Raw genomic sequence first — 21642 nt, 5'->3', positions numbered from 1 at the left:
GTGGACATGGCTTTTGTATCGATGAAAGAGCTTCTTGAAGATGCAAAGCGGGAGCAATACGCGATCGGCCAGTTTAATATCAACGGTTTGCAGTGGACGAAGGCGATTTTGCAAGCGGCGCAAAAGGAGCAATCACCAGTCATCGCTGCGGCTTCCGATCGCCTTGTCGACTATTTAGGCGGATTTAAAACGATTGCCGCCATGGTCGGCGCGTTAATGGAGGACATGGCGATTACCGTTCCCGTGGTGCTTCATCTTGATCACGGAAGCAGTGCGGAACGCTGCAGACAGGCCATTGATGCCGGATTCAGCTCAGTGATGATTGACGGCTCTCATCAGCCGATTGACGAGAATATCGCGATGACAAAAGAAGTCACCGATTATGCCGCAAAGCACGGCGTGTCAGTAGAAGCCGAAGTCGGCACGGTCGGAGGAATGGAAGACGGGCTGGTCGGCGGGGTCCGCTATGCCGATTTCACGGAATGTGAGCGGATCGTCAAAGAAACCAATATCGACGCGCTAGCCGCTGCCCTCGGCTCTGTACACGGCAAATATCAGGGTGAGCCGAATCTCGGATTTAAGGAAATGGAGGCTATCTCCCGCATGACTGATATTCCCCTCGTTCTTCACGGGGCATCCGGGATTCCGCAGGATCAGATCAAAAAAGCCATCACGCTCGGCCACGCGAAGATCAATATCAATACGGAATGTATGGTAGCGTGGACAGACGAAACACGCCGCATGTTTCAGGAAAACAGCGATCTGTACGAACCGCGCGGCTATTTGACACCCGGCATTGAAGCCGTGGAAGAGACAGTGCGAAGCAAAATGAGAGAGTTCGGATCAGCCGGTAAAGCAGCTAAGCAGCAGGTCGGCTAAAGAGACCAGAAACCGCCGAGATGGCGGTTTTTTTGTGCGGTGTTGCGTCCATACGCCCAAAACGATTATGATGATGGCAGCAGTGTAAGAAACGGGAGTGGTTCAGTTTGAATAAAATCATGATTGTGGAAGACAGTGAAGACATTCGCGGACTATTGCAGAATTACCTTGAAAAATACGGATATCAAACAGTGGTCGCCGCGGATTTTACAGCTGTTCTTGATGTCTTTTTGCGGGAAAAGCCCGATGTGGTGCTGCTTGATATCAACCTGCCGTCCTATGACGGCTATTATTGGTGCCGCCAGATCCGCCAGCACTCCACAAGCCCGATCATTTTCATTTCAGCCAGAAGCGGGGAAATGGATCAGGTGATGGCGATTGAAAACGGCGGAGACGATTATATCGAAAAACCCTTTTCCTACGATATTGTGCTGGCGAAAATCAAAAGCCAGATCCGCAGGGCATACGGAGAGTACGCCGCAAAACAGGGGGAGAAAGTGGTTGAATATGCCGGCGTTCAGCTCTTTGTGGAACGGTTTGAACTGCGTTTTCAGGATGAAAAAAGCGAGCTTTCTAAAAAAGAAAGCAAGCTTTTGGAAGTGCTGCTTGAGCGGGGAGAAAAGGTGACGAGCCGGGACCGTCTCATGGAAAAGACGTGGGATACCGACATATTCATCGATGATAATACACTTAACGTGTATATCACGCGGCTCAGAAAAAAACTGCGGGAGCTGAATGCGCCTGTTTCTATTGAAGCGGTGCGGGGCGAAGGCTACCAGCTGAGGGCGCAGTCATGAAGCTGTTTCTCCGGTCTCATGCAGTGCTGATTCTGCTTTTTCTCCTTCAAGGGCTGTTTGTCTTCTTTTATTACTGGTTTGCGGGTCTTCATTCTTTTTCTCACTTGTTTTACATATTGGGCGTGCAGCTTCTTATTTTGGCGGGTTATCTTGCCTATCGCTGGTACAAAGACCGCGGCGTGTATCATTGGCTCAGCTCGGGGCAGGAAGGGACGGACATCCCGTATCTCGGTTCTTCAGTGTTTTGTTCAGAGCTATATGAAAAGCAGATGGAGCTGATGCGTCTGCAGCACCAGAAGCTCCATGAGACTGAAGCCAAGCTTGACGCGCGGGTGACGTATATGAATCAATGGGTGCATCAAGTAAAGACGCCGCTGTCGGTCATTAATTTAATCATTCAGGAAGAAGATGAGCCCGTTTTTGAACAAATCAAAAAAGAAATCCGGCAGATTGAATTCGGGCTGGAGACGCTTCTTTATTCTTCAAGGCTGGACCTGTTTGAACGGGATTTTAAAATCGAAGCGGTTTCCCTGTCCGAGCTTCTCCAATCAGTCATTCAAAGCTATAAACGATTTTTTATTCAATACCGCGTTTATCCGAAAATGAACATTTGCGATGATCATAAGATTTACACTGATGCAAAATGGCTTAAATTTGCGATCGGCCAAGTGGTCACAAATGCGGTCAAGTATTCAGCGGGCAAGAGTGACAGACTTGAGCTGAATGTCTCCCGCGATGAAGACAGGACGGTGCTTGAAGTCAAAGATTACGGTGTCGGCATACCCTCGCAAGACATCAAGCGGGTGTTTGACCCTTATTATACCGGTGAAAACGGGCGGCGTTTCCAAGAATCTACGGGAATCGGCCTCCATCTCGTCAAAGAAATCACGGACAAGCTCAATCATACGGTGGACATCAGCTCGTCTCGCGGTGAAGGGACATCGGTTCGATTTTCATTTCTTACAAAAGTGTAAGGCTGCGTTAAGAAAACAACATAGCTCGTTTTGTTTCCCCTTGATAACATGGATTTACGTCAAGGGGAATTTTTATGTCGAACGTCCCGATACTACATGAAAGCAGCCCAGACCAACAAGAATAGAACCATAAGGAGGATTTTCATGGCGAATATGCTTGAAGTCAAACATATAAATAAAACCTATAAAGGACAAGTGTCCTATCAAGCCTTAAAGCAAATTTCATTTTCAATAGAAGAAGGAGGATTCACGGCGGTGATGGGACCGTCCGGTTCCGGAAAAACAACGCTTTTGAATATCATTTCAACGATCGACCGGCCGGATTCAGGCGATATCCTGATTCACGGAGAAAACCCGCACCGGCTGAAGCGGACAAAGCTCGCTCATTTCCGCCGAAAGCAGCTCGGATTTGTGTTTCAGGATTTCAACCTTCTGGACACGCTGACGATTGGTGAAAATATCATGCTGCCGCTAACGCTTGAAAAAGAAGCACCGTCTGTAATGGAAGAAAAACTGCAAGGCATCGCGGCAAAGCTCGGAATCGAAGACCTGCTCAACAAACGGACGTTTGAAGTGTCCGGAGGCCAGCGCCAGCGGGCCGCCATCGCAAGAGCGGTCATTCATAAGCCGTCACTCATCCTGGCCGATGAACCGACGGGAAACCTTGATTCCAAAGCGTCAAAAGACGTCATGGAAACGATGCAGAGCCTGAATCAGGATGATCATGTCACGGCTTTGATGGTGACCCACGATCCTGTTGCGGCAAGCTACTGCAGCCGCGTCATCTTTATAAAAGACGGCGAACTGTTTAATGAGATTTACCGCGGGGAAAACCGCCAAGTATTTTATGAACAAATTCTTGATGTGCTGTCTATGCTGGGGGGAAACGCAAATGACCTTTCTTCAGTTCGCTTATAAAAACGTCACCAGAAACAAAAGGGCCTATCTTGCATTCTTTTTAAGCAGTGCCTTTTCTGTTTTGATTTTCTTTACCTTTGCGATGTTCCTGTTTCATCCGGCATTAAAGGAAGGCTACCTGAATAACATCGCCAAAAAAGGCTTAACCGCTGCGGAATGGATGATCTTTGTTTTTTCTTTCTTATTTGTTCTGTATTCGGTTAATGCATTTTTGAAATCGAGAAATAAAGAATTCGGCATCCTGCTCATGCAGGGCATCACGCCGGGGCAGCTGAGAAAGCTCATTACTGCGGAAAATATGATCATCGGCGTCATGTCAATTGCAGCCGGCATTATCGGAGGATTCATTTTTTCAAAGACGTTCTTTACGGTCGGCGCTTATATTTTAGAAATGGATGCGCTGCCTTTGTATATGCCTTGGAAAGCGCTCGGTATTACGGCTGGCGGATTTCTGCTCTTATTTTTCCTTTTATCGCAGTTTACGATCCTTTTTGTCAGATCAAATACGGTTATCAAATTAATAAAGGGCACTGACAAGATTAAGCCGGAGCCAAAGCCGTCCGTGCTACTGTCCTTATTCGGCATCGCCTGTCTGTGCGGCGGGTACGGCATGGTCCTTAAAGGCAATATCCACGGGACCGAACCGTTTATCATTTTACTGCTCACCGTCATCGGAACGTATTTCTTTTTCAGCCAAAGCAGCATCTGGATTCTGCGCGCGCTGAAGAAGTGGAAAACCTTTTATCTGCGCGGGAAAAATATTATTTGGGTTTCTGACCTTGTCTATCGTTTAAAAGACAACGCCCGCCTGTTCTTTATTGTCAGCATGATTTCCGCGGTTGCGTTTACGGCTACGGGCGTGCTCGCGATGTACAAATCGACCGTCGGGGCGGAAGAGTCCGCTTATGAGATGGAGTATATATCTTACAGCGGCAATCCAAAAGAAGAGACTCATTTGAAAAAAATTGACCATGAACTGAAAACACACGGTTTTACGTATAAGAAAGACGAGATAAATGTTTCTTATGTTCGCTATCAGGAAGGAGAAACGGTTCCCCCTGTTTACATGATCAGCGAATCGGATGTATCAAAATACTTCCATGTCAAGCTGAACGGCCTGAAAAATGATGAGGCTATCTTTTTCCCGGGCACGTATGACCGAAATTTCAAAAACGAAGCGCCGGATCAGCTGAAGTTGCTGAACCAAAAAGGCAAGCCGTCTGACCAAAAATTGTCGGTAAAAGAAGTCAAAAAACCGCTGATTTCATTAAGTTCCATCATCGCGGTGAACGATAAAACCTTTGATCAGCTCAAATCACTCGGTGATAAAGCGACATTATACGGCTACAGCTATGATCATTGGAAAGACAGTCTAGGGTTCAGCCAATCCTTGAAAAATGAGATTTACGGCAATTATATCGACGTGCATTCTGATTTTATGGCAAAAGCCGGGACTTACTATGATACGGTGCAGCTGCCAAGCTTAAGTTTATTCATCGGACTGTTTATCGCGATCGTCTTCTTTATCGCGGCAGCAAGTTTCTTATATTTCAGGCTGTTCACCGATTTAGAAGAAGATCGGGAGCGCTACCGTTCGCTGGCCAAAATCGGTTTGAGTGAGTGTGAGATGTCACAAAGCGTGACGATACAATTGGCGATTCTCTTTTTCTTTCCATTTGTCATTGCTGTCATGCATACGCTGTTTGCCTTGAGAACATTGGCCGTGGATGGCTATTCCGTAGTAGCGGGACCGCTCAGTCTCACCATCGGAGGGTTTTTCATTTTTCAGCTTCTGTTCTTCCTCGCGGTGCGGTCGAGCTATTTGAAAAAAATGAACAAGTAAGGGGGCGTGCAAAGATGAAAAAAGCATTGGCAATCCTGGCCGTCGTAGCGGCCGCTGCCGCAATATGCGGGCTTCTCTTTTTTCATAACGATGTTACAGACAGGTTTAATCCGTTTATTCACCAGCAAAATGTCTATGTCCAGATTGATCGAGATGGCAGACATCTTAGCCCGGGCGGTACTGAGTATACATTAGACGGATACAATGCATCCGGAAAAAAAGAAGAAGTGACCTTTTTCGCCGGTAAAGACCTTCGAAAGAACGCCTATTTGAAGGTGAAGGCAAAAGGAAAGTATGTCGAGACTTGGGAGGAAGTCAGGTTTGAAGATATGCCGCACTCTGTACAGGCAGCATTCAAGTGAATCATAAAAAACGGCACAGTGTCATAACTGTGCCATTTTCTTTATTTTTTATTTTCTTCGGCCCGTTTGATCAGCATGTCGGTGATGATATCCACCTGTTTGCTGACAGAAATCGGATCGTACGGGTAGAACGTGTCAAAGTCATTGATAAACACGCGATTATGTTTGACAGCGTCTAGGTTTTTCCAGATAGAGGAGTCCTTCAGCTTGTCGAGCGTTTTGCTTTCACCTTTCGGATTGTAGTCCGTAATGAACATATAATCTGCGGCATACTCGGGAATGACCTCTTGAGAGAGCTGTTTCATCTCTCCTTTTTTGATGACATCTTGTTCAATTTTTTCAGGCGCTTTTAACCCAAGCGCGTTGTATACAGCTTGGCCGCCGCGACCGCCATTGTCATTGAAGACCCAGAATTCGCCTTTGTCTGTGTTTTCATAAATGCCGAAGGTCGCATCTTGGTCGATGACGCCGGCAATCTTCTTTTTGGCTGCTTCCGCTTTTTTGTTAAAGTCAGCCATAAATGCTTTTGCTTTATCCTTGGCGCCCGCAATATCTCCGAACATTGCAACGGTATCCTCGATGTTTTTTGCGGTGTTATAAGGAACGACAACGGTTGGAGCGATTTTCTTTAATTTATCGACATTCTCTTCATTCATGACAACAATTAAGTCAGGCTGAAGCTCCATGACTTTCTCAACGCTGATTGGATCACCAACATCCTTTACATCTTTCAGCTTTGATTTTAAAAATGGATTATCAAATGACCATGAGCCCGAGCCGACCACATTCGCCCCGACAGACAGCAATTCCCCAGCATAAAAATCAGTAACGATGCGTTTCGGATGTGCAGGAATGTTGACGTTCCCTTTTGTTGATTTGTATGTTCTCATTTCTGTCTTATCTGAAGCTGAATCACCTGAGCTTCCTTTCGAAGCCGTGCCGCTGCAAGCACTGACAAACACGAGAAGCAGCACCAGCATGCCTGCGAGCAATATGTTCTTTTTCATCAAGAACCCCCCAATATGTATGTTCGTTCATTAGTAATGATTATCATTATCAACTAATAATATAGCAAGAAACCTGTTCTCCGTCTATCACTATTTTAAAGGGAAAAAGTTTTTGTTATACAAGTGACGCGGTATTCATTATCGATTATTATAGGTAAATAGGAGGAGGGGAATATGGAAATCACAAAAAGAGGTGCCGCGTGGGAATGGCTTCATAGCTGGTGGATGCTGTTTATTCTCATGCCTTTTGCCATTACCAGTTTTTTTGCCTTTTTATTTATTGGCATCAAGGTGAGAAATAAAAAGTGGATCATGTACGGAATTATTTATTTTTTGGTATTTGCATTTGCTTTCGTGCTGCCTGACCCGCCCGGACTACTTATTGTGCTCCCGTTGTGGGCTGTGACCATTATTCACGGTTTTAAAGTGCGTCCGCTGTATTTGATTCAGCTGGATGTCTACAAAGACAATGTGGAGGCACGGGCCTTTGCCGAGGCAAGAAGTGAAGCCGAGAGCAGATTTCATGCGCCGAAACAGACTATCCAAGATATACATATTCGCAAAGACCGGTAAGAAAAAAGCTCAACACTAAACATTGTGTTGAGCTTTTTATATGCTACTGCTGATAGGAATGCTGCTGGAATGGCGTTTGTTGACCGAATGGAAGTGTAGATACATTTGTATTCATCACACTTGATTGTCCATTGAGTTCCTGCTGCATCTGGTTGCACATGTTGACAACCTGCTGGCATTTTTGAATGGCTGCGTCATGCCCTTGCAGCGCTTGCTGAATGGTATGTGCAGCTTGTTGTTCGTGATTGAGGATCTGCTGCAGCATTTGAATGTTTTGCTGCTCTTGATGAAGCATTTGACGATATTGGTTGCTGCTTTGCTGTGTTTGCTGAATAAGCTGCTGCGCTGTCTGGCGGCATTGGTTCAGCTGCTGCAGACTGTGTTGCGGATTGTGCATGTATAATCCCTCCATGTGTTCAATTGACATTTGTCGGTCTTATCATGCAACCCGAACCAGAAGAAATTCGGCAAAAGGAGAACTACAATTATTTTCCTTGCCCCCCTCATCCTTTGAATGACATCGGCAAAAATTGTATACTTGTAAAAACCCTTTTTATGTAAATGTCCCGCCCTGCACATAAGAATAGCGGAAAACGAAACTCCGACATCTGGAGAATCGTATTCCGCTTTTTTCTTTTCTTGCTTCAGAAACCGCCTTCGCCCGCAGTAAATGGGATATTTAATCTGTTTTCTACCGTACGAAGACGCTGATTGAGCCGGTTTAAGCGGCGTGTATGGCGTTCAACAGCCTGGCTTAGCTGATTGACCTGATCGGCCATCCTTGCAATTTCCCGGTTTTGACGGCGATCCTCATTCGACAGACGGGTTAATTCTCTTGTCTGCTGTTCGTTTTGCCGTTCAAGCGCAGCAATTCTTCTTTCCAATGCCGGCTGTCTGTCCGTCTGGTATGGCTGGTATACATCCTGCTGCGGATATGGATTGTATTCATATTGGCTATAGTAAGGTTCCTGCTGAGGGAGCTGCGGGCTGTAATATTGATAAGGGTTCATGTGATCAATCTCCTTAAAAAGAATGTGGGTGAATTCCTTATAATCTATGTAGTCATTGGCACAGTGCCACGGCATTCGCCTAAAAAGGGGCAGAAAGGAAGGTGATGACATTGTGCAGAAAAGGACCTATCATTTTGTTCTTGTCTGCTGTATGTCTCATGCTTACTGGCTGCCAGCAGCCAAAAGAAGAGACGCCGTTTTATTACGGAACGTGGGATGAGGGCATTACCCCCGGTCCCGCGGACGGCGTGAAATCAGCAACGGTCACATTTACCAAAGACAAGGTGCTGGAGACGGAGGTGATTGAAGGGAGAGGAGAGGTGCAGCTGCCCTTTATGGAATACAAGGTGATGTCTCAAAGCACTGACGGCTCCATTGAGATCCAGTACCTTGGCTCCTATTATCCGCTCAAAAGCAAACTGAAAAGAGGAAGAGACGGAACGTTGATATGGGAACAAAATGGTCAGGCCAAAACGATGACAAGAATCGAGTCAAAGGCCGGCAAGGAGGAGAAACATGAGAAATAAAAAAGCGGAAAGTCTAGTGGTGACAGGCCTTATTTTACATATCATTCAGTGGATATTCGTATTATGGGCTTTTCTCAAAATCAAACATTTATTTAGTGGCTATACGATCTACAATCCGAATGTCATTAACGGGTCGATGCAGTCGTTATCATTTATGCAAATGCTGCGTTCTATGATGTACTCGGGCGCACTGGTGAATTATGTTCTGTTTTTTGTGATTGTATTGCTTATGTATTGTTTAGTGCTGCATGCGATCATGATTATTCTCGAAATAGCCGCTTATGTGATGATCAGACGGAACCCTTCATCTTCTTGGGCATATTTTTTGACGGCGGCGGGTGTGAAGCTTGCCATCTTCAATATCACGGGTATTCCATTTTTAGCTGCCGGCTTCCTGCTGATGAAACAGAAACAAGCAGAAACCGGCGAAAAGGCTCCAGAAAGAAAACGCAAGCCGCGCACGCGGATCCGGAGACAAGGCAGACGTCTAAACAGAAACAGGAGAAAATCATCTCTTGCGGTTGAATATCAAAAAGAAAAAACGATATGATGGGACTATAGCCTGAAAACGACACGAAGGAGATGCAGAATGTACAAATTAATAGCAATCGATATGGACGGAACACTTTTAAATGATCATCATGAAGTGACGGCGGAGGTCCGTGACGCGCTGCATGCCGCAAAAGCGGAAGGGGTAAAAATTGTCCTTTGCACCGGCCGGCCTATCGGGGGTGTTCGGAGATACTTAGATGAACTCAATTTAATTGAGGAAGGCGACTATGTGATTGCCTATAACGGGGCGCTTGTTCAAAATACGCATACAAAAGAAGTGGTGACGGAATTGTCTCTAGGATATGATGATTTAGCATCATTATATGACCTGAGCTTAGAGCTGGAGACACCGATGCACTTCTTCGACTCAGCCAACCTGTATACGCCTAACCGTGATATCAGCGAATTTACCGTATATGAGTCGTACGTGACACAGGTGCCGCTTCATTACCGCAAAATTGAGGAGATGCCTAAAGACATTCTCATTCCGAAAGTGATGTTTATTGATAAACCAGAGCACTTAAGCCACGTCATTACATCGATACCGAAAGACGTGAGAGAAAAGTATACGATGGTCAGAAGCGCGCCTTTCTTTTACGAAATTCTGCATCCGGAAGCAAGCAAAGGAAATGCTGTGCGTCAGCTGGCGAATCTGCTCGGAATCGAGCAGGCTGAAGTCATGAGCATAGGCGACAACGGCAACGATCTGACAATGATCGAATGGGCCGGCTGCGGCGTTGCCATGGCAAACGCCATTCCGGAAGTGCTTGAGGCCGCAAACTTTCAAACGCGCTCTAATAATGAACATGGCGTTGCACATGCGATTCACGAGCTTGTTTTGGCTAAATAAAAAGTCCAGCCTTCTAAAGGCTGGATTTTTTCGTTTTATTAGATGTAATGTCAATTCTTTGACGAATCGATTTGACTTTCGTTATGCTGATAAAACCAATTCGTTCTCAATATGTATGATATGAATCTGAATTGAAAAGGGGACTGATCAAATGTGCACAAGTCTTACATTGGAAACTGCTGACCGGAAACATGTATTAGCAAGAACAATGGATTTTGCATTTCAGCTGGGGACAGAGGTGATTCTCTATCCGCGCCGTTACAGTTGGAGTAGTGAAGCTGACGGAAAGGCCCATCAGACACAGTACGCTTTTATCGGTATGGGGAGAAAACTTGGGAATATTTTATTTGCAGACGGCGTTAATGAAAACGGTTTATCGTGTGCTGCACTTTATTTTCCGGGCTATGCGGAGTACGAAAAAACGATACGGGAAGACACCGTTCACATTGCCCCGCATGAGTTTGTGACATGGGCGCTGTCAGTCTGTAAGTCTTTGGAAGACGTGAAAGAAAAGATTCGATCTTTGACGATTGTAGAGAAAAAATTAGATCTATTGGATACAGTTTTACCGCTTCACTGGATATTGTCAGACCGGACGGGACGCAGCCTGACGATAGAACCGAGAGCAGACGGCCTCAAAGTCTATGACAATCAACCTGGTGTCATGACGAACAGCCCCGACTTTATATGGCATGTAACCAATCTGCAGCAATATACAGGAATCAGACCGAAGCAATTAGAGAGCAAAGAGATGGGCGGACTAGCACTTTCCGCTTTTGGCCAAGGCTTAGGAACTGTAGGCTTGCCGGGGGATTATACACCGCCTTCCCGGTTTGTCAGAGCTGTTTATTTGAAAGAACACCTAGAGCCGGCAGCCGATGAAACGAAAGGGGTAACAGCCGCTTTTCAAATTTTGGCCAATATGACAATACCCAAGGGCGCAGTGATAACGGAAGAAGACGAAATTCATTATACGCAATATACTTCCGTGATGTGCAATGACACGGGAAACTACTATTTCCACCACTATGACAATCGGCAAATCCAAAAAGTAAATTTATTTCATGAAGACCTTGACGGCTTAGAGCCTAAAGTGTTTTCCGCTAAAGCAGAAGAGAGTATTCATGAGCTTAATTAATTGACTCAATCAGCTGATTCCGGTTTGAATCCGGAGTCAGCTGTTTTTTTATTAGATAGTTACGATAGGCGGTTTGCAAAAGAGAAGAAAAGGCAAAGGAAATGTTAAAAACTGCATTTCTATAAAATGTTTGGATAGAAACTGAGTCGCAGCTTCATCAGACTCAGTTTCTTTGCCGATATGGAGGTTGCACTAGTTGAATGAACCAATGTTATTCCATCATGTTCACGTAAGGGTCTCTTCAGCTTGTATAGAAAAAATTGATTTCAACTCATTGACAAACTCGCCATACAAATGTACATTTTGATTTATTCACATTAAACAACTAGGAATATAGGAGTTTATTTTTCGGACTTTTCAGCCTAAAACATGATAAAAGGAGCAGTAACGTCATGACAAGCAAAAAGAAGCAAATCAAATTAGGAGTTTTTCTTGCGGGGACCGGCCATCACGTTGCGTCTTGGCGGCATCCGGACGCGCCTGCGGATGCGAGCATGAACTTGGATTATTTTAAAGAGCTGGCGAGAACAGCAGAGCGGGGCAAGCTGGATATGCTGTTTTTAGCAGACAGCCTGTCAATTGACAGCAAATCGCATCCAAATGTGTTAACAAGGTTTGAGCCATTTACTTTGCTCTCCGCTTTGGCGCAGGTGACATCAAGCATTGGCCTGACTGCTACAGCCTCCACTACTTATAGCGAGCCGTTTCACATTGCCAGACAATTCGCGTCACTGGATCACCTGTCCAACGGCCGTGCCGGATGGAATGTCGTGACCTCATCCATTGAGTCAACGGCACTGAATTTCAGCGGGGAAAAGCATCTCGAACACCACTTGCGCTATCAGCGGGCAGAGGAATTTGTCGAGGTCGTAAAGGGACTCTGGGATTCATGGGAAGAGGACGCCTTTATCCGCAATAAAGAAACAGGTGAATTCTTTCATAAAGAAAAAATGCACGAGCTCAACCACAAAGGAGAGTATTTCTCAGTCCGCGGGCCTCTGAACGTTTCAAGGTCGCCGCAGGGCCAGCCTGTCATGATTCAGGCGGGTTCATCAGGGGACGGGAAAGCGCTCGCTGCCAAAACGGCTGAAGTGATTTTCACGGCACAAAACCATTTGGAATCGGCACAGGAATTTTATGAATCAATTAAAAAGCAGGCAGCCGAGTTTGGCCGCGATCCTGAAAAAATTGCGATCATGCCGGGCATTTTTCCGGTCATCGCGGACACTGAGGAAGAGGCGCGGGCTAAATATCAAGAGCTTCAGGATTTAATCATTCCATCTGTCGGTCTGCAAATCCTTCAGAATTATTTAGGCGGAATTGATTTGTCTGCTTATCCGCTTGACGGGCCGCTGCCAAAGCTTGATGCGGATGCATCCAACGCGGTGAAGAGCCGATTTAAGCTTGTTCAAGAGATGGCTGAACGGGACAATATGACGATACGTGAGCTTTACAAATACGTTGCAGGCTCCAGAGGCCATCACATTTTTGTCGGAACGCCGGAACAGCTTGCCGACAAGATGCAGGAATGGGTGGACCATAAAGCTTGTGACGGATTTAATATCATGCCCCCGCTTCTTCCGGAAGGAATTGAACTGTTCGTTGACAAAGTGGTTCCGATTTTACAGGAGCGCGGCGTGTTCAGAAAAGAATATGAAGGCACAACATTGAGAGAGCATTTCGGTTTAGAAAAACCGGTAAACCGTTATGCGAAGTAAGGAGGAACGCTCGATGAAGACGCAATATCGCCTGGCAACTGAACGTGATGCCGAACAGCTTCTCGAGCTGACAAGGCGCGCTTATGAACCGATTCGAAAGCTCGGCATTCGTTTTGCCGCGGCCCAAGCCGATCTGGATCTGGTCTTAAACAATATCCGAAAAAACGCCTGTTACGTCATGGAAGAAGACGGGCGGATCATTGCGACCATCTCCTTACGAATGCCTTGGGGACAGCAGCCTGGACCGTATGGCGTTCCTCATATCTGGTGGTTCGCTGTTGATCCTGAAACCGGACAAAAGGGAGTCGGGACAAAACTGCTTCAATGGCTGGAGCAGACCATCCTGCGTGATACGTTAAAGGTTCCGTTTGTATCGCTTGGAACAGCGGATAAGCACCCGTGGCTGATTGAGATGTACGAAAGAAAAGGATATGTCCGAGCAGGCCAGCAGGATCTGGGCAAAGGACATATGACAGTCTATATGAAAAAACAACTGCGACATGACCTATAAAAGATAAAAGGCGGGAAAATCAAATGAAAATGAGAAAATGGACTGTGCTGGTAGTTGCTGCGTTATTAGCCGTGCTATCCGCTTGCGGCAATGGGAACAGCAGCAGTAAAGAGGATGACAACGTACTTCGTGTAGGTGCGACCGGTCAGAGCTACCCGTTCGCTTATAAAGAAGACGGAAAGCTGACAGGTTTTGATGTAGAAGTAATGGAAGCTGTTGCAAAGAAAATCGGCATGACACTGGACTGGAAGCTGCTCGAATTCAGCGGTCTGATGGGAGAGCTTCAAACAGGCAAGCTTGACACCATTTCCAATCAGGTAGCGGTGACAGATGAACGAAAGGACATGTACAACTTCACAGAACCGTACTCTTATGCAGGAACACAGATTGTCGTCAAAAAAGACAACAATGACATCAAATCAGCAGACGATTTAAAAGGAAAGACAGTAGCTGCTGTATTAGGTTCAAATCACGCGAAAAATCTTGAAAGCAAAGATCCTGACAAAAAAATAAATATCAAAACATACGAGACACAGGAAGGCACGCTGAAGGATGTCGCATACGGACGTGTGGACGCTTACGTAAACAGCCGAAGTGTGCTGATCGCGCAAATTAAGAAAACAGGCTTGCCATTGAAGCTTGCCGGAGATCCGATTGTGTACGAACAAGTCGCATTCCCATTTGCCAAGGATGACGCGCACGACAAGACCCGTAAAAAAGTCAATAAAGCACTCGATGACCTGCGCAAAGACGGAACGCTTAAAAAGCTTTCAGAAAAATATTTTAACGAAGATATTACAGTAGAACAGAAGCATTAAGAAACGGCGGTGAACCACCAGAATGAATACGATTGATTGGGAATTCATGATCTCAGCATTCCCGACTTTAATTCAGGCCCTTCCGATTACATTGTTTATGGCTGTAGCAGCCATGGTTTTTGCGATTATCGGCGGACTTATTCTCGCACTCATTACAAAGAATAAAATTCCAGTGCTTCATCAGCTGTCAAAGCTGTATATCTCATTCTTCCGGGGCGTGCCGACACTTGTGCAGCTGTTCTTAATTTATTACGGGCTGCCGCAGCTGTTTCCGGAGATGAGCAAGATGACAGCTCTCACAGCTGCCATTATCGGTTTAAGTTTAAAAAACGCCGCCTATTTGGCAGAAATTTTCCGTGCTGCCCTCAACTCTGTTGATGAAGGTCAGCTGGAGGCGTGCCTGTCTGTCGGTATGACGAAGCTGCAGGCCTACAGACGAATTATCCTTCCGCAAGCAGTCAGAAATGCGATACCGGCAACGGGTAATACATTTATCGGCCTCCTAAAAGAAACCTCATTGGCATTTACTTTGGGTGTCATGGAGATGTTTGCGCAAGGTAAGATGTATGCATCGGGAAATCTGAAGTATTTTGAAACCTATTTGGCGGTTGCGATTGTCTACTGGGTCCTTACAATCATATACAGCATCCTGCAGGACTTGTTTGAACGCGCCATGAGCAAGCCATACCGGACTTAGAGGTGAAATCAGTTGATAAAAGTAAAAAATATTCGCAAAGCGTTTAAAGATCTGGTCGTGCTGGACGGAATCGACCTTGAAGTCAAACGCGGAGAAGTGGTGGCGATCATCGGTCCGTCCGGTTCCGGAAAATCAACGCTTCTTCGGTGCTTGAATCTACTGGAGCGTCCCAATCAAGGCATCATTGAAATTGGAGAAGCCAAGCTGAACGCGGAAAAGTTTACACGCAAGGAAGCATACCAGCTCCGTCAGCAAACGGCCATGGTCTTCCAAAATTACAATCTGTTCAAAAATAAAACCGCCCTGCAAAACATTACGGAGGCTTTACTCACGGCTCAAAGAAAATCACGCGATGAAGCGAACCGCATTGGGATGGAGATTCTGAAGCAGGTCGGTTTAGAGCATAAAGCGGACAGCTACCCGATCACAATGTCCGGCGGCCAGCAGCAGCGAATCGGCATCGCGCGGGCACTAGCGGTCAATCCGCATGCGATTTTGCTGGATGAACCGACTTCGGCGCTTGACCCGGAGCTTGTGGCGGGTGTGCTTCAAGTCATCAAATCGATTGCTGAAAAACAAACAACAATGATCATCGTTACGCACGAAATGGCATTTGCAAGAGAGGTTGCAGATAAAGTGATTTTTATGGCGGACGGCCATATTATTGAGCAGGGAACGCCTGAAGAACTGTTTGACCATCCGAAAAATGAACGGACAAAACGATTTATCAAGCAGGTGGGAGAACCTGCAGAGCTTATATAGAAGGGAAGAAGAAGAATGGCCGAAGAAACGTTTCATACACGTTTAATCAATATGCGGCGTGACCTTCATGCACACCCTGAACTGTCATTTCAAGAGTTTGAAACGACAAAAAAAATCCGCCGCTGGCTTGAAGAAGAACATATAGATATTGTTGACGTTCCTCAATTAGAGACTGGCGTGATTGCCGAAATCAAAGGGCAGGAAGACGGCCCCGTTATTGCGATACGAGCGGATATTGATGCGCTCCCGATCCAAGAACAAACGAATCTGCCGTTTGCCTCTAAAATAGACGGCACGATGCATGCGTGCGGGCATGACTTTCATACCGCTTCCATCATCGGCACGGCGATTTTGCTGAATAAAAGAAGAGACAAGCTGAAAGGCACAGTCCGCTTTATCTTTCAGCCTGCGGAAGAAATCGCCGCAGGAGCAAGAAAGGTCATAGAAGCTGGCGTACTTGATGACGTTTCCGCCATTTTTGGCATGCACAATAAGCCTGATTTGCCTGTCGGCACCATTGGGATAAAGGAAGGTTCGCTCATGGCAAGCGTTGACCGGTTTGAGATTGTTGTGAAAGGGAAAGGCGGACATGCCGGCATCCCAAATAACAGTATTGATCCAATCGCTGCAGCAGGACAAATTATCAGCGGCCTGCAATCTGTGGTCAGCCGCAATATCAGCTCATTGCAAAACGCGGTTGTCAGCATCACAAGATTACAGGCAGGCAGTTCATGGAACGTGATTCCGGACCTGGCTGAGATGGAAGGCACCGTTCGCACCTTCCAAAAAGAAGCGAGAAAGACCGTTCCAGAGCATATGAAACGAGTGGCTGAAGGAATCGCCGCGGGCTACGGGGCACAGGCCGAATTCCGGTGGTTTCCTTATTTGCCGTCCGTTCAGAATGACGGCACATTTTTAAACGCGGCATCCGAAGCTGCGGCACGGCTTGGCTATCAAACGGTTCATGCGGAGCAATCCCCGGGCGGAGAAGACTTCGCTCTATATCAAGAAAAAATTCCTGGCCTCTTTGTCTGGATGGGAACAAACGGCACAGAAGAGTGGCATCATCCGGCGTTTACATTGGATGAAGACGCACTGCAAGTTGCATCCAGCTACTTTACTGAGCTGGCTGTACTTGTATTGGAGTCAATCAAATGATCCGAACAGAACTGACAGCAGGTCTTGCTGAGGCCGTAAGATTATCACAACCTGAGGACGCCATTGACGCGATGCGTGAAGCCAAAAAGGGATTGCTTGATTTTACAGCCGCATCATTCGCAGGAAGAGAAGAAAAAGGCATTCAAAAGCTTTTGCACCTGGTCGAAGAGGAAGGCGGCACGCCCCTTGTCCCTGTTATCGGGCAAGGAAAAAAGGCAGCGCCATTACAATCTGCGCTGCTCAATGGATTTATCGCCCATGCTCTTGATTTCGATGATGTCCATTCCGATGTAAGGGGACATCCAAGTGCAGTGATTTTGCCGGCACTCATTGCTTCAGCTGCCGCTCGCGAAAGTGACGAGCGGCTTCTTGGCGCTTATATTGTCGGTGTGGAAGTGATGGCAAGGCTTGGAGAGTCGATTGGCAGCCTGCACTATGAAAAAGGCTGGCACAATACGGGAACGCTCGGAGCCATAGCTGCCGCCTGTGCTGTCGGGTACGCGGAGGAACTCACTCAAGAAGAACTGGAAAAAGCAATCGGTTTTGCCGCAACGCAGTCTGCCGGAATGAGGGTGCAATTCGGTACAGAAATGAAACCGCTGCACGCAGGGCTGGCAGCTCAATCAGGCTTGCTTGCTGTTAAGCTGGCCCAATCTGATGTTGGAGGCACTCGTACGGCATTGGATGGAGAAAAAGGTTTCTTCGGCCTATACGGTGATGTAGACAAGGCCCAAACCACGCTGTTAAGCCATTGGGGCGAACCATGGAGAATCGTGAAGCCAGGGCTATGGTTTAAAATCTATCCATTCTGCTCCGCGGCACACCACGCGGCAGATGCCATTCGCCAGCTTATCTCTCAGGAAGCCATTTCTGCTGACAATACAGAACGGATTGAAGTCGTCTTTCCGCCTGGCGGAGATGCTGCATTAACGGCAAGATCACCAAAAACAGGAGAGGAAGGCCGCTTTAGCGTTGAATATGTCATTGCCCTTGCCCTGCACGGACAGAAGCTGATTGCTGAACATTTCAACAGCGACCCGATACCAAATCACATGCACGCCGCAATGCGTCATATTCAGCGTGTGTATGACAATCGCATTCAGCCAGCCTCTCAAGCGGTTCCAAAAGGCCGTTTCACCATTGTTCGTGCATTTTTATCAGATGGCCGCATATGTGAAGCGCGTGTGGACTGCCCAAAGGGAGCCCCCGGAAACGGTCTGTCTAAAGAAGACGTAAAAGAAAAATTGAAATCAGCGCTGCCAAGTGATGTGCAAAAAGCAGCGCATATCATAGGAGCCATTGAGCGCGCTGACATGAAAGAATTTTTATCGCATTTAGATTAGAATCCGCCTCCCATTCCTCCTTCAGATGATATGATAAAGCCAAATCTTACGTTTGAAAAAGGAGAAAGGCCATGACGGTAAATGATGCGGTTGTATGTATTCTGGCCATCTTTTTATTATTGGGAGCAGCTGATTATTGCTTGGGAAACAGGTGGGGGCTTGGCGAGCGGTTTGCGGAAGGCTTTAAGGCCATGGGGCCGCTTGCGCTGTCAATGGTTGGGATAGTGTCGCTTGCGCCAGTGCTTGCGGGAATACTGATTCCCGTCGTGTCCCCGGTCTATGCCGCCATTGGCGCAGATCCATCCTCCTTTGCCAACACCATTCTGGCCATTGATATGGGAGGCTATGCGCTGGCAGCAGAAATGGCGAAAGATCCGGACGCGGGCGTGTTTTCATGGGTATTTCTGGGGACGATGATGGGGCCGACAATCGTGTTCACCATTCCTGTCGCTCTTGGCATGATTGAAAAACAGGATCACCCCTATTTTGCAAAAGGTATTTTAATTGGACTGTGCACTGTGCCGATCGGATGCTTCGTAGGCGGAGTAGCTGCGGGATTTGAGATGGGATTGATCCTGAAAAACATTCTGATTCCCATTCTTTTTTCTGCGGGTATCGCTTTTGGATTATGGCGCTACACCGACAAGACAATCAGCGTATTTCACGTTTTTGGGAAGGCCGTCAGTATTGTTGCGATCATTGGGCTTGTTGCTGTCTCGATTGAAACGATGACAGGCATTTTACTGATACCAGGCCTCGAAAAGATGGAAACAGGCATACAAACCGTAGGCACCATCGCGGTTGTATTAGCGGGCGCTTTTCCGCTGACAGCTTTTATCACAAAAGCTTTTGGCAAACAGCTCCATACTTTGGGCAGGGTATTACACCTAGATCAGGCAGCGACAGCAGGAATGGTTGCTCTTTGGCACACCATATCCCAATGCTCGCCACCTTAAAAGACATGACGCCGAGAGGAAAGGTTATCAATGTCGCGTTTGCGGTCAGCGCCGCCTTTGTGCTCGGCAGCCACCTCGGCTTTGTGGCGGGAATGAAAAAAGAAATGGCAGCAGCCATGATCATCGGGAAATTAGCTGGCGGTATTACAGCTGTCGCGGCAGCTGCGTGGGCCACGCCCGGGCAGCAAAGACAAGACTCTCTTAAACAAAACTGAGGAAGGCTGTTTCAACTCTCCTCATTAGGGAAATGATACAGTAACGATTCCGGAAAGAGGGTTGGGCACATGGATGCGAAGGACCAGTGCATCTCTAAAATAAAACAGGAATCCAAGCCTTGGATAAAGCGGTTCGGAAGGCTTGGTTATTTTACATTCGGCGGTGTTTTTATCTTGCTCGGCATTCTGGCATTGATGACGGCTGCCGGTTCTGGCAGCGGGGCAAAGGATTCAAGCGGAGCACTTCAAACCTTATCACGCATGCCGTTTGGGTCGATTTTGCTTTTCTTCATCGGAGTCGGACTCATCGGGTATGTCATATGGATGGTGCTGAGTGCGGTTAAGGATACAGAGGGCCACGGCACAGGAAGAAGGGGCCTGTCACGAAGAACGGGAAATTTGTTCAGTGCCGCCGTATACGCATCAATTGCGTGGAATGCCCTTCGGTTTGTCTTTGATCGTGGGAGCGGCAGCACTTCAGAACAGACGTGGTCTGCTTATATATTGGCACAGCCGTTTGGGCAGTGGCTGACGGGACTCACAGGAGCGGGCTTTTTCCTATTTGCAGTGGTTCAATTCATAAAAGGTATCCGTGCTTCTTTTATGAAAGAATTCGATACGTCAAAAATGAGCAAAGAAATGATATGTATTGCAAAGAACACAGGACGCGCAGGCAACATCGCCCGTGCTATTATTTTCTCAGCCATCGGCTTCTTTCTCATAAAAACAGCTCTCACTTCTGATCCGGACGACACAAGAGGCTTTGACGGGGCGCTCGCTGAACTCGCGCAGCAGCCGCATGGCAGACTGATTCTGATCTTCTTGGCGTGCGGGCTTGTGTTATATGGAATATACGCCATCATGAAAGGCATCTATCAATATATGAAGTGGGAAAAATAAGCTCTGGGCAGATCTGTGCCAGAGCGTTTTTCAGTTTCTCATAAAACAGGTGGATGAAAGCCGTTGCCAGCCTGTATAATAAAAGCAAATCGAAAGCAGGTTCACCACGAACTGATCCAAGGGAGGTGCGGAATGGATCGGGAAAAACAACAATTAAGCATAGAAGTGGCAAGGCTTTATTATCAGTCTGACTACAGTCAGCAGCAAATCGCAGAGCAGCTCAACATTTCAAGGCCGACCGTTTCCCGATTGCTGCAATACGCAAAAGAAAAAGGATTTGTCCAAATTCGCGTGATGGACCCTTTTGAAGATTTAGATGCGCTGGGTTCGATGCTGGAAGAGAAATACGGTCTTCTCGAAGCACACGTTGTGTTTTCTCCGACACCGGACTATGCAGCAATCACACATGACTTGAGCCGTTACGGTGCAGAATATATGCATGAAACGGTAAAAGACGGCGACATCGTCGGCGTCAGCTGGGGAACCACGATGTATCAGATCGCGCAAAACATGCAGCCAAAGCAAATAAAGGGTGTAGAGGTCGTCCAGCTGAAAGGCGGCATCAGCCATTCCCGGGTAAACACCTATTCGGCTGAAACGATTCAGCTGTTTGCAGAGGCTTTTCAAACGATGCCGCGCTATCTCCCGCTTCCCGTCGTTTTTGATAACGCCGATGTAAAGCGAATGGTAGAGAAGGATCGCCATATCGCACGCATTATCGAGATGGGCAAGCAGGCCAATATCGCTCTCTTTACAGTTGGTACCGTCCGGGACGAGGCGCTGTTATTCCGGCTCGGCTATTTTAACGAAGAAGAGAAAGCATTGCTGAAACATCAGGCTGTTGGAGATATCTGTTCGCGGTTCTTTGACGAGGAAGGGAATATTTGCAGCACCGCCATCAATGACCGAACCATAGGCGTCGAGCTTGAAGATCTGAGGCTGAAGGAACGCTCTATATTAGTGGCCGGCGGAAGCCGAAAAGTGCCTTCGATCCACGGTGCGTTAACAGGAAAATATGCCAACGTGTTAATCATTGATCAGCATACCGCAAGGGCACTTGTTAATGATTTGTGACACCTTTAGACCGTTCACTGAACAAAATTTCAATTACCAATTTACATATGTTCAAAAGTC

General features: G+C 46.9%; 23 protein-coding genes and 1 pseudogene. 21 read left to right on the top strand and 3 right to left on the bottom strand.

The window, feature by feature from the left end:
- The first annotated feature begins 6 nt into the window (after positions 1-6).
- The 6 genes from iolJ to HC660_RS20165 all read left to right on the top strand — a co-directional run bounded on the left by iolJ (position 7) and on the right by HC660_RS20165 (position 5773).
- Complete coding sequence (iolJ, locus tag HC660_RS20190) at positions 7-879, top strand: 6-phospho-5-dehydro-2-deoxy-D-gluconate aldolase (RefSeq protein WP_168749213.1); 873 nt, start codon at positions 7-9, stop codon at positions 877-879.
- 107 nt (positions 880-986) lie between these two features.
- Complete coding sequence (yxdJ, locus tag HC660_RS20185) at positions 987-1676, top strand: two-component system response regulator YxdJ (RefSeq protein WP_014666014.1); 690 nt, start codon at positions 987-989, stop codon at positions 1674-1676.
- Positions 1673-2650 carry a two-component system sensor histidine kinase YxdK gene (yxdK, locus tag HC660_RS20180; protein ID WP_168749212.1) on the top strand — a complete coding sequence of 326 codons (978 nt, stop codon included), beginning with the start codon at positions 1673-1675 and terminating at the stop codon, positions 2648-2650. Before yxdJ ends, yxdK begins: the two co-directional genes overlap by 4 nt.
- 144 nt (positions 2651-2794) lie before the next feature.
- Positions 2795-3568 carry an ABC transporter ATP-binding protein YxdL gene (gene yxdL / locus HC660_RS20175; RefSeq protein ID WP_010332517.1) on the top strand — a complete coding sequence of 258 codons (774 nt, stop codon included), beginning with the start codon at positions 2795-2797 and terminating at the stop codon, positions 3566-3568.
- Positions 3543-5411 (top strand): ABC transporter permease YxdM, encoded by a 1869-nt coding sequence (gene yxdM, locus HC660_RS20170; protein ID WP_168749210.1) that lies wholly within the window; start codon positions 3543-3545, stop codon positions 5409-5411. Before yxdL ends, yxdM begins: the two co-directional genes overlap by 26 nt.
- Positions 5412-5425: 14 nt before the next feature.
- Positions 5426-5773 carry a YxeA family protein gene (locus tag HC660_RS20165; RefSeq protein ID WP_168749209.1) on the top strand — a complete coding sequence of 116 codons (348 nt, stop codon included), beginning with the start codon at positions 5426-5428 and terminating at the stop codon, positions 5771-5773.
- A 41-nt stretch (positions 5774-5814) separates the two neighbouring features.
- On the opposite strand, the gene HC660_RS20160 is transcribed toward HC660_RS20165, so the two are convergent.
- On the bottom strand, positions 5815-6780 hold the full coding sequence (locus HC660_RS20160) for an iron-hydroxamate ABC transporter substrate-binding protein (RefSeq protein ID WP_168749207.1): 966 nt from the start codon (positions 6778-6780) through the stop codon (positions 5815-5817).
- A 174-nt stretch (positions 6781-6954) separates the two neighbouring features.
- On the opposite strand from HC660_RS20160, the gene HC660_RS20155 reads away from it, so the two are divergent.
- Complete coding sequence (locus HC660_RS20155) at positions 6955-7353, top strand: hypothetical protein (RefSeq protein WP_168749205.1); 399 nt, start codon at positions 6955-6957, stop codon at positions 7351-7353.
- 43 nt (positions 7354-7396) lie between these two features.
- Here HC660_RS20155 and HC660_RS20150 read toward each other — a convergent pair whose 3' ends face one another.
- Positions 7397-7750, bottom strand: a complete 354-nt coding sequence (locus HC660_RS20150) for a hypothetical protein (protein WP_168749203.1) — start codon at positions 7748-7750, stop codon at positions 7397-7399.
- A gap of 247 nt (positions 7751-7997) precedes the next feature.
- Complete coding sequence (gene cotNE, locus HC660_RS20145; protein ID WP_010332511.1) at positions 7998-8363, bottom strand: inner spore coat protein CotNE; 366 nt, start codon at positions 8361-8363, stop codon at positions 7998-8000.
- A 104-nt stretch (positions 8364-8467) separates the two neighbouring features.
- Between cotNE and HC660_RS20140 the strand changes: the two genes are divergently transcribed.
- The 14 genes and pseudogenes from HC660_RS20140 (at position 8468) to deoR (ending at position 21582) form a co-directional block, all read left to right on the top strand.
- Positions 8468-8890: a DUF3255 family protein gene (locus HC660_RS20140; protein WP_168749530.1), complete on the top strand. Its 423-nt coding sequence runs from the start codon at positions 8468-8470 to the stop codon at positions 8888-8890.
- The gene (locus HC660_RS20135; protein WP_168749201.1) at positions 8880-9440 is read left to right on the top strand and encodes a hypothetical protein; all 561 of its coding nucleotides are present in this window, start codon (positions 8880-8882) and stop codon (positions 9438-9440) included. The genes HC660_RS20140 and HC660_RS20135 overlap by 11 nt, the downstream gene beginning before the upstream one ends.
- A 39-nt stretch (positions 9441-9479) precedes the next feature.
- The gene (gene yidA, locus HC660_RS20130) at positions 9480-10292 is read left to right on the top strand and encodes a sugar-phosphatase (RefSeq protein ID WP_010332508.1); all 813 of its coding nucleotides are present in this window, start codon (positions 9480-9482) and stop codon (positions 10290-10292) included.
- A 151-nt stretch (positions 10293-10443) separates the two neighbouring features.
- Entirely contained in the window at positions 10444-11430 is a 987-nt protein-coding gene (yxeI, locus tag HC660_RS20125) for a penicillin V amidase (RefSeq protein ID WP_168749200.1), read from the top strand.
- A 392-nt stretch (positions 11431-11822) separates the two neighbouring features.
- Positions 11823-13148 (top strand): LLM class flavin-dependent oxidoreductase, encoded by a 1326-nt coding sequence (locus HC660_RS20120; protein ID WP_168749198.1) that lies wholly within the window; start codon positions 11823-11825, stop codon positions 13146-13148.
- A gap of 13 nt (positions 13149-13161) precedes the next feature.
- The gene (locus HC660_RS20115) at positions 13162-13659 is read left to right on the top strand and encodes a GNAT family N-acetyltransferase (protein WP_168749196.1); all 498 of its coding nucleotides are present in this window, start codon (positions 13162-13164) and stop codon (positions 13657-13659) included.
- 23 nt (positions 13660-13682) lie between these two features.
- Entirely contained in the window at positions 13683-14477 is a 795-nt protein-coding gene (locus HC660_RS20110) for an amino acid ABC transporter substrate-binding protein (protein WP_168749194.1), read from the top strand.
- A gap of 22 nt (positions 14478-14499) precedes the next feature.
- Positions 14500-15174, top strand: a complete 675-nt coding sequence (locus HC660_RS20105; RefSeq protein ID WP_010332503.1) for an amino acid ABC transporter permease — start codon at positions 14500-14502, stop codon at positions 15172-15174.
- 12 nt (positions 15175-15186) lie between these two features.
- Positions 15187-15936: an amino acid ABC transporter ATP-binding protein gene (locus tag HC660_RS20100; protein WP_168749192.1), complete on the top strand. Its 750-nt coding sequence runs from the start codon at positions 15187-15189 to the stop codon at positions 15934-15936.
- A 15-nt stretch (positions 15937-15951) separates the two neighbouring features.
- A complete protein-coding gene (locus HC660_RS20095; RefSeq protein ID WP_168749190.1) occupies positions 15952-17094 on the top strand; it encodes a M20 peptidase aminoacylase family protein in 1143 nt (380 codons plus the stop codon).
- Complete coding sequence (locus HC660_RS20090) at positions 17091-18437, top strand: MmgE/PrpD family protein (protein WP_168749188.1); 1347 nt, start codon at positions 17091-17093, stop codon at positions 18435-18437. The genes HC660_RS20095 and HC660_RS20090 overlap by 4 nt, the downstream gene beginning before the upstream one ends.
- 71 nt (positions 18438-18508) lie before the next feature.
- Positions 18509-19608, top strand: a pseudogene (gene eutH / locus HC660_RS20085) (ethanolamine utilization protein EutH).
- A gap of 69 nt (positions 19609-19677) precedes the next feature.
- Positions 19678-20508, top strand: coding sequence for a DUF1206 domain-containing protein (locus HC660_RS20080; protein ID WP_168749186.1), 831 nt, complete (start codon positions 19678-19680; stop codon positions 20506-20508).
- Between the two features lie 132 nt (positions 20509-20640).
- Complete coding sequence (deoR, locus tag HC660_RS20075) at positions 20641-21582, top strand: DNA-binding transcriptional repressor DeoR (RefSeq protein ID WP_168749184.1); 942 nt, start codon at positions 20641-20643, stop codon at positions 21580-21582.
- Positions 21583-21642 lie beyond the last annotated feature (60 nt).

Origin of the sequence: Bacillus mojavensis (assembly GCF_012648005.1) — a bacterium.
Taxonomy (GTDB): domain Bacteria; phylum Bacillota; class Bacilli; order Bacillales; family Bacillaceae; genus Bacillus; species Bacillus mojavensis.
Note: the sequence above shows the minus strand (reverse complement) of the source record. Positions and strands in the feature narration are given on the sequence as shown.